Annotated in this window: 1 pseudogene; it reads right to left on the bottom strand. The window is 65.9% G+C overall.

Going from position 1 to position 252, the window contains the following annotated elements:
* Positions 1-252, bottom strand: a pseudogene (locus SB753_RS39615) (MFS transporter); the annotation flags it as partial.

The following is a 252-nucleotide window of genomic DNA, read 5'->3' on the forward strand; positions in this document are numbered from 1 at the left end:
GCCTCCGAGCCACGCGCCGAGGAACGAACCCAACTGGTGGCTGAGAAACACGACGCCGAACAGCGTGCCGAGATGCCGCGTGCCGAACACCTTGGCGATCAGGCCGCTGGTGAGCGGCACGGTGCCGAGCCACGTCAGGCCCATCACGGCGGCGAACAGCACGAAGGAAACCGTCGACTTCGGCAGCAGGAAGAACGCCGCAATCGTCGCCCCGCGAATCAGATACAGCCAGCCGAGCACATGCTGCTGACG

This window comes from Paraburkholderia sp. SIMBA_053, from assembly GCF_046534895.1.
Taxonomy (GTDB): Bacteria; Pseudomonadota; Gammaproteobacteria; order Burkholderiales; family Burkholderiaceae; genus Paraburkholderia; species Paraburkholderia caledonica.